This window comes from Candidatus Desulfolinea nitratireducens, assembly GCF_982879505.1.
The window spans coordinates 1-7669 of the sequence record NZ_CEYOSI010000176.1 but is presented as its reverse complement, the minus strand read 5'-3'; the positions used below and the strand labels follow the sequence as shown (position 1 = coordinate 7669).

Annotated in this window: 7 protein-coding genes; 4 read left to right on the top strand and 3 right to left on the bottom strand. The window is 48.1% G+C overall.

Features of this window, described 5'->3' with window-relative positions:
* Positions 1-205: 205 nt before the first annotated feature.
* The 4 genes from AC3DOM_RS13645 to AC3DOM_RS13630 all read left to right on the top strand — a co-directional run bounded on the left by AC3DOM_RS13645 (position 206) and on the right by AC3DOM_RS13630 (position 3297).
* Positions 206-658 carry an SRPBCC family protein gene (locus tag AC3DOM_RS13645; protein ID WP_487919598.1) on the top strand — a complete coding sequence of 151 codons (453 nt, stop codon included), beginning with the start codon at positions 206-208 and terminating at the stop codon, positions 656-658.
* Positions 659-748: 90 nt separating this feature from the next.
* A complete protein-coding gene (locus AC3DOM_RS13640) occupies positions 749-1060 on the top strand; it encodes a VOC family protein (RefSeq protein WP_487919597.1) in 312 nt (103 codons plus the stop codon).
* 234 nt (positions 1061-1294) lie between these two features.
* Positions 1295-2293, top strand: a complete 999-nt coding sequence (locus AC3DOM_RS13635; protein WP_487919596.1) for an NAD(P)-dependent alcohol dehydrogenase — start codon at positions 1295-1297, stop codon at positions 2291-2293.
* Between the two features lie 335 nt (positions 2294-2628).
* Complete coding sequence (locus tag AC3DOM_RS13630; RefSeq protein ID WP_487919595.1) at positions 2629-3297, top strand: DUF4389 domain-containing protein; 669 nt, start codon at positions 2629-2631, stop codon at positions 3295-3297.
* A gap of 440 nt (positions 3298-3737) precedes the next feature.
* Here AC3DOM_RS13630 and AC3DOM_RS13625 read toward each other — a convergent pair whose 3' ends face one another.
* The 3 genes from AC3DOM_RS13625 to lepA all read right to left on the bottom strand — a co-directional run bounded on the left by AC3DOM_RS13625 (position 3738) and on the right by lepA (position 7667).
* A complete protein-coding gene (locus AC3DOM_RS13625) occupies positions 3738-4757 on the bottom strand; it encodes an NAD-dependent epimerase/dehydratase family protein (RefSeq protein WP_487919594.1) in 1020 nt (339 codons plus the stop codon).
* 24 nt (positions 4758-4781) lie between these two features.
* A complete protein-coding gene (locus tag AC3DOM_RS13620; RefSeq protein WP_487919593.1) occupies positions 4782-5783 on the bottom strand; it encodes a lysylphosphatidylglycerol synthase transmembrane domain-containing protein in 1002 nt (333 codons plus the stop codon).
* Between the two features lie 96 nt (positions 5784-5879).
* Positions 5880-7667 carry a translation elongation factor 4 gene (lepA, locus tag AC3DOM_RS13615; RefSeq protein ID WP_487919592.1) on the bottom strand — a complete coding sequence of 596 codons (1788 nt, stop codon included), beginning with the start codon at positions 7665-7667 and terminating at the stop codon, positions 5880-5882.
* Positions 7668-7669: the final 2 nt, after the last annotated feature.

The window sequence follows — 7669 nt, the reverse complement described above, 5'->3', positions numbered from 1 at the left end:
GTGTAACGGCTGAGCTCTTAGAACAAAAAGGCATTCGTGTTTTCAGTGAAGATCATATTGAAGATGCACTTATATATTTGAAGAGCCTGGAAGAATCTGATGCTCAAAATGAAAAATAACAAGGCCGCCTTCCCGATTGCATGTGAAATAACCGCAGAAATTACGTTGAATTTAAAATTTGAATAAGCAAGAAAGGATTAATAGCATGAAAATTGAATCAAATATTTGTATAGATGATACAAAAGAGCAAATCTGGAAAGTCATCACCGACATTGAGAATTCAGTCAATACGATTGAGGCAATTGAAAAAATCGAAATATTGGAGAGACCCGCCTCTGGGTTATTAGGATTGAAATGGCGTGAAACACGAATCATGTTTGGTAAGTCTGCGACTGAGGTGATGTGGATTACTGATTCAGCAGAAAACGAATATTATCAGACCAGGGCAGAGAGTCATGGAGCGGTTTATATATCAAGATTGCAGATCGAAACGCAGGGTGGCGAAACCTGTTTAAGAATGCTATTTGAAGGTGAACCACAGGGGACCTTTGCAAAAATAATGGCTGCTGCAACCAGCTTTATTTTTAAAGGTGCGACCCAAAAAGCGCTGGATGAAGATCTAAGAAACATTAAAGCTTCTGTAGAAAATTCTGATTGATAAATTATCATTGGATGAGGTCGAAAAGATCTCCCTCAACAGCATCAATTAATAAAGAGTAAGCAGGAAGAAGTAACCATGAAGATACGAATGAGTCCAAATATTGCCATAAGACATAAAGATTTCACCGGAGCAGTTGAATTCTATTCTAACGTGATTGGATTTGAGAATCGGTCCTCTGATCCAGAATTGGCGGACTTTGATGCGAATCCGATCAATTTATTTGTCCTGGAAGATGATGAGTTTAGTGGCCCTGTCATGGAATTATTCGTAAGCAACCTGGAAGAAGCTCGAGACCATTTGGTAGAAAATGGTTGTGAGGTTCTTCGGTGGAGAGGGAAGGGGCAGGATTGTTATATCCGAGACCCATTTGGTGTGATCTTCAATCTTTGGGAAGGGTAAATTACGCTGATCGGGAAACCAAATATAGAAATAAAGGAATAGAAAACGGCTATAAGCCGTTTTCTATTTAATGAGCCTAAGAACAACTTTGGAAGCAGCAAATATTTTTAGAGTTGAATAAGCCAGTATAATGGATATGGGCCCTGTAGATTGAACTGCACCCGGATTTATTTCAAGATGTTTTGTCGTCAGCTTTTCTGAAATGATCAGAATAATGCTGTGTTGGAGGAAGATATGAAAGCAATTGTGTGGACGAAATACGGACCACCGGATGTCCTTCAACTACAGGATGTTGAAAAACCAATCCCAAAAAACAATGAAATATTGATAAAAATACATGCGACAACAGTAACAGCAGGAGACAGCGAGCTGCGAAGACTCAAGCTCCCGCTTATGTTATCGTTCCCCATGAGGCTATATGTGGGACTCACGAAACCAACAAGAATAACCATCCTTGGACAAGAATTAGCTGGAGAAGTTGAGGAAGTTGGCAAAGATGTAGAACTATTCAAAAAAAGTGATCAGGTTTTTGGAACTACTGGTTTTGGTTTTGGCGCATATGCTGAGTACATTTCTCTGCCTGGAGACCCAAATGATGTACAGGGAACCCTGGCAATAAAACCATCCAATATGACCTATCAGGAAGCCGCTGCAGTTCCTACTGCGGGGTTTGAAGCATTGCATTATCTCAGGCTAGCAAATATTCAGCGCGGACAAAAAGTTTTGGTTTTTGGTGCAGGTGGAAGTATCGGTACTTTTTCCGTACAGCTTGCCAAGTATTATGGTGCTGAGGTGACTGGTGTTGACAGCACAGGGAAAATGGAGATGCTACGCTCAATTGGTGCAGACTATGTTATTGATTACACTCAAGAAGATTTCACAAAAAACGGCCAGACCTATGATGTGATTATCGATGTCGTAGGAAAGAGATTGTTTTCACGCAGGTTAAAATCGCTAAAAGAAAATGGTTATTATTTTTTAGCGAATGCTGGGCTGTCGCACCTTATTCTCAAAATATGGATTTCATTGACGAGCAGCAAAAAAGTAATTATTGCAGCAGCGAGCCAAAAGAGGGAAGATCTAATTTATCTAAAAGAGCTGATCGAATCCGGGAAGCTAAAAACGGTTATTGATAGAAGCTATCCATTGGAAGAAATTCCTGAGGCGCATCGCTATGTCGAAACAGGACAAAAAAAGGGAAATGTTGTCATACTAATAGAGCATAACAACTAAGCCTGATATTATACGACCAGCATTTTCTGTAAATCAATAAGTTGAAAGAAGGGACACTATGAAAAAGGCAGAACTTTTGCAAAATACCTTTTATCGCTGCGTTGTAGCTTGTCTACAAAACCCCAACGCAGAGCATTGGGACCAGGACTATAAAAATTCGTAAGTCCTAAAAGGATAACTTCCTAACCATACGTTGGAATAATTTGCTTTCGTTGGGGCTGGGACATCCAGCTCTGATTGAAAAGACAGCCAAGGTTCACAGGTATGTCGAAAAAGGAGGCAAATAGAAAAACATTGTCATTGTTATTGATAATCCTAAATAAAAGGAGAAAATAATGGAAACAAACGAAAATATCGCCAAATACGCTGCCCGCCTGGAGATCGACTATCCGGAGAAACTGGATCGGATGACAACTTTCTTCCGATTGATCATGGTCATTCCCATCGGTATCATCCTCGGTCTCATCTCGGAGGCAGGTCAGACTGTCACTAATACTGTTTTCCTCAATGAAGCCGGTGATGTGATGAAGTCAACTCAGGAGACGGTTGGAGGTCTGGCAAGTGGTCTCTTCGCAGCCACAGCCTTGATGATCGTTTTTGGGAGGCGTTATCCACGCTGGTGGTTCGATTTTTCTCGCGAGCTGGCTCGATTTGGGGCCAGAGTCGCCGCCTACCTTTTCCTGCTCACGGATCAATACCCATCCACTGTCGAGGAACAGTCTGTCCACCTGGAAATCGACTATCCGGATGTAGAAAGGGACCTCAATCAGTGGCTGCCTCTGGCCAAATGGTTACTGGCGATCCCGCATTACATTGTCCTGGCATTTCTCGGGATTGGGTCCTTCTTTGCCGTGATCATAGCCTGGTTCGCCATTCTGATAAAAGGAACATATCCGAAAAGTCTCTTCGACTTCAATGTCGGGGTAGGTCGTTGGGCTCTGCGGGTGGAGGCTTACGCAATTCTGCTGGTGACTGACGAATATCCGCCATTCAGTTTGAAATAGCAAAGACACCCAACCAACCCTTTTATGGATTGCCCGTGCTTGTGCAATTGCCAGGCACTGACTGTACTTAAAATAAAGCCAAAGGATCAACCGGGTAGACATCTAGCATACTCCTTTTCCTATCCGGTTAAATTACATTTGATCTGTCTGCGCCTCAGGATAGCGTGCGCGCTGATTATATTAAACTCAAGGATTGTTGACACAAAATCCCCGCTTTAGCCCAATCTTCGGTTGCAGAATACAATTGTATTGACAGAAGCAAGACAATATCGTGTTAAAAAAAGCACCCCGCATGAAAATGGCGGGGTTTGCTTCTTTAATGTTGGCTGCAATGTCGCGCCTATAATAAAGCTGTGAATGACTATTGTCAACCTACAATATTGTTAGCTGCCATCAGGACAAAATATTGCCTTATGGCCTTCTTTTCTTTTATGAATATCCTAAAACATCTCCCGATTTTTCATCACCCAATCGAATAACTTCTGGATTCCCTTCTCGACACCGATCTGCGGCCACCAGCCAAGCGCAGATTCTGCCGCGCGGATATCGGCGTAAAAGACGTGCTGATCGCCGGGGCGCCAATCGTCTCGGGCAACGGGGATTTTACGCCCCAGCAGCTTTTCAAGCATCGGGAAGAACTCGGCATAGACCGAGATCACATTTTCCGGCCCCCCACCCAGGTTGTAAACCTTCCCCGCGACAACATCAATCCGTTTAATAGCCGCATCGTAGGCATCCAGCAGATCGTCCACGTGGAGCACATCGCGGACCTGTTTGCCGTCGCCATAGATCGTGATCGGTCGTCCTGTCACCGCCGCAATGATAAACCACGCCAGCCAGCCCTGATCCTCAACCCCAAATTGACGCGGGCCATAAATGCAACTCTGACGAAGGACGACAGATCGCAGCCCATAAATACGGGCATAATCGCGGGCATATTGATCCCCCGTTCCCTTTGAACAGCCGTAGGGAGAATGAAAATCCAGGGGCTGCGACTCGGGGCATCCGTGTTTCAGGTTTGCGTAGCGCCAACGAGTGGCATCCTCGGCGAGAGCGACATCTTCCATCCCCCCGTAAACCTTATTTGTGGAGGCGTAGATCACGATCGGGTCACGTCCCGAAAGGCGGGCGGCCTCGATGACGTTGAAGGTGCCGAGGGCGTTGATCTCAAAATCCTCGCGGGGATCCGTGACCGATGTTGTCACTGCCACCTGGCCGGCCAGATGGACGATGACTTCTACGTCCCTGGCGGCGGATGCCAGGGATGCAGCATCGCGTATATCAGCCTGGGCAAGTTGAAAGGAGTCCGCGCCGTGAGTCTGGCGCAGCCAATCCACATTGCGAGGTGCCCCCGCGCGGGAGAGATTATCATAGACGATCACATCCTCGCCGCGTTCCAACAGACGGTGGACGTAATTCGAGCCGATAAATCCGGCCCCACCGGTGATGAGGTATTTCATAATATTTTCCCTGTGGGGGCGGGTCTAAGACCCGCCCTTACGAAAATCCTTCAACTGCTGATAAATTCCCGAAAGCGTTTCGCCCTCAGTCGTGAAACCGTAAACCCCGACAATGCCAGTGAAAGCGTAGTTATAAAGGCGCACGACGAGGGCGACCGCGAGGGCTGTGGACATATCGTTAGAAAGGAGATTGAGCGCACCACCAATGGCCGCTTCGAGGGTGCCGATTGCACCCGGCAGCGAGGGGATGGCATTCCCAAATGCTGCTGCACCAAGCCCAAAGAGACCCCAAATAAGGGTGGCCTGTGGGAAGAAGGCGGCAATGATGAGGGTATATTGGAAAATGGCGATCGCCCAGTTGATCAGAATCCAAAAGAGGAAACGGAGGAAGAGCCAGCCTTCGGTAAAGACTGAAAGACCCGCCAGAAGCGATTCGACCAGGCCGCTGCCGAGTCCCTGTAGTTTAGGGATGCGGGCGGTTAATTTGTTGAAGAGGTTGAGCGCCCATTTTTGATTTCGAGCGATAATATATAGGGCGACAATTGCAATCAGAACAACCCCACCGATCAGATAACCGATCTGTTCCGTCCCCTCGGCTTCAGCCACGTAGGGTACGGCCGTGATCAGAATCGCCGCCGAGATGATCAGATCGAAGATCCGCTCGACGACGATGGTCGGCAGGATCTCGGTAAAGCTGAGTTCTGTTTTTCGACTGAGTAAAAAAGCGCGCCCGATCTCCCCCAGACGGAAGGGCAGAAAGTTATTCATCAGATAGCCTTCGCCGACCGTAATGAAAGTATCGCGATAAGAGGGTCGGTTTTTTAGCAAAGTCCGCCAGACAATGCCGCGCACCATCAACCAGATGACGCTCAGAATGGCGGCTGCCAGGAGCAGAGTGTAATTTGCGGCACGGATCGCCCTCCATGTTGAAGGGAGGTCAACGGCATTTAATATAACGGCAACGAGAGCAAGACTGATGATCGCACCCGGGAGCCAGCGTTTTGCGTTTTGGAGGAAGGTTTTCATTTCGGGAATTTACCACAAAGACACAGAGAGCACAAAGAAGAATCTTTGTATCCACAGAGAAAAACTCTGTGAATTTTGTGTCTCTGTGGTAAAGCTTTAATCGTCGTCCAGTTTTAAGACCGCCATGAAGGCAGCCTGCGGGATCTCCACATTGCCAACCATCTTCATGCGTTTCTTACCCTTTTTCTGTTTTTCGAGTAATTTCTTTTTACGGGATATATCGCCGCCGTAGCATTTTGCGGTCACGTCCTTGCGCAGGGCTTTGATGTTGGCGCGGCTGATCACACGTCCCGCTGCGGCGGCCTGGATGGCGACATCGAACATCTGGCGCGGGATGGTTTTGCGTAGCTTTGTAATGAGTCGCTGACCTTTATGATAGGCTGCCTCACGGTGGACAATTGCGGCCAGGGCATCCACGGGTTCCTGGTTGACCAGGATCTCCAGCTTAACCAGATCATCCTTGCGATATTCGGCGAGATGATAATCTAAAGAAGCATAACCGCGGGTACGTGATTTCAAGTCATCGAAGAAATCGATGATCAGCTCAGAAAGAGGAATTTCATAATTTAACTGCACACGGCTGGGAGCGGGGTACTGCTGCTCTATGAAAGAACCGCGTCTCTTGGTGACCAACTCCATGATCGGGCCATAATATTCAGTGGGCGTGAAAATTTCGATATTCATCCACGGCTCGCGGATCTCCTCGATATCGCCCTCTTCGGGCAGTTCGGCGGGCGAGTCGACCATAAGGGTCTTGCCATCCTTCATCAGCACCTCGTACTCAACCGATGGCGCGGTAAAAAGCACGTTCAGGTCGTATTCTCGCTCAATCCGCTCCTGAATGATCTCCATATGAAAGAGACCCAAAAATCCGGCGCGGAAGCCAAATCCCAGGGCCTGGGATGTTTCCGGTTCGTAGACCAGGGAGGCATCATTGAGTTGCAATTTTTCAAGCCCGTCACGGAGTTCGGAGTATTCCTCTGCGACGACGGGATAGATCCCGGCGAATACCATCGGTTTGGGCGTCCGGTAGCCCGGCAGCGGACCGCTCGCTGGGCCTCTGGCTTGCGTGATGGTATCCCCGACGCGGCATTCCTGGATAGTTTTCAATCCTGTGGCGATATAACCAACCTCGCCTGCGCTGAGTGTTTTTGTGGTTTTCATTACTGGTGCAAAGATGCCGATCTCGACGGGTTTGAGATCCGTTTTTGTGGCCATCAGCCTGAGTGTGTCAGTGGGTGTGAGTGAACCGTCCACAACACGGACATAGGCTATTACGCCTTTATAAGAATCATAATGGGTGTCAAAGATCAGTGCGCGGAGCGGGGCATCCGGATCGCCTTTTGGCGGCGGAACACGTTTAACCACCGTTTCGAGAACAACAGGGATGTTGATATTATTCTTGGCCGAGATGCGCAGGATCGAATCCGGGTCGCCGCCGAGCAGGCTGACGATATCGTTCGCCACCTTATCGGGGTCGGCAAATGTCATGTCAATTTTATTGATAACGGGAATAATTTCCAAATCCGCTTCGAGGGCGGAATAAAGATTTGCCAGCGTTTGGGCCTCGATCCCCTGGGTCGCATCCACAACGAGGAGGGCGCCCTCACAGGCGTTCATCGCACGGCTGACCTCGTAGCCAAAATCGACGTGACCGGGGGTGTCGATCAGATTGAGATCGTAGATAATTCCGTCTTCACCGGTGTACTTCATATAGACGGCAGAGGCCTTAATGGTGACACCCTTTTCACGCTCGAGATCCATATCGTCGAGGACCTGCGCGGTCATATCGCGGTCTGCGATGGTGTCGGTCAGTTGCAGCAGGCGGTCAGCGAGGGTCGATTTGCCGTGGTCGATATGGGCGATGATGGAGAAATTACGAATAT

Coding starts and splice junctions, on each gene's coding strand:
- AC3DOM_RS13625 (WP_487919594.1), bottom strand. CDS start 4,757: ATGAAATACCTCATCACCGGTGGGGCCGGATTTATCGGCTCGAATTAC.
- AC3DOM_RS13645 (WP_487919598.1), top strand. CDS start 206: ATGAAAATTGAATCAAATATTTGTATAGATGATACAAAAGAGCAAATC.
- AC3DOM_RS13630 (WP_487919595.1), top strand. CDS start 2,629: ATGGAAACAAACGAAAATATCGCCAAATACGCTGCCCGCCTGGAGATC.
- AC3DOM_RS13640 (WP_487919597.1), top strand. CDS start 749: ATGAGTCCAAATATTGCCATAAGACATAAAGATTTCACCGGAGCAGTT.
- AC3DOM_RS13620 (WP_487919593.1), bottom strand. CDS start 5,783: ATGAAAACCTTCCTCCAAAACGCAAAACGCTGGCTCCCGGGTGCGATC.
- AC3DOM_RS13635 (WP_487919596.1), top strand. CDS start 1,295: ATGAAAGCAATTGTGTGGACGAAATACGGACCACCGGATGTCCTTCAA.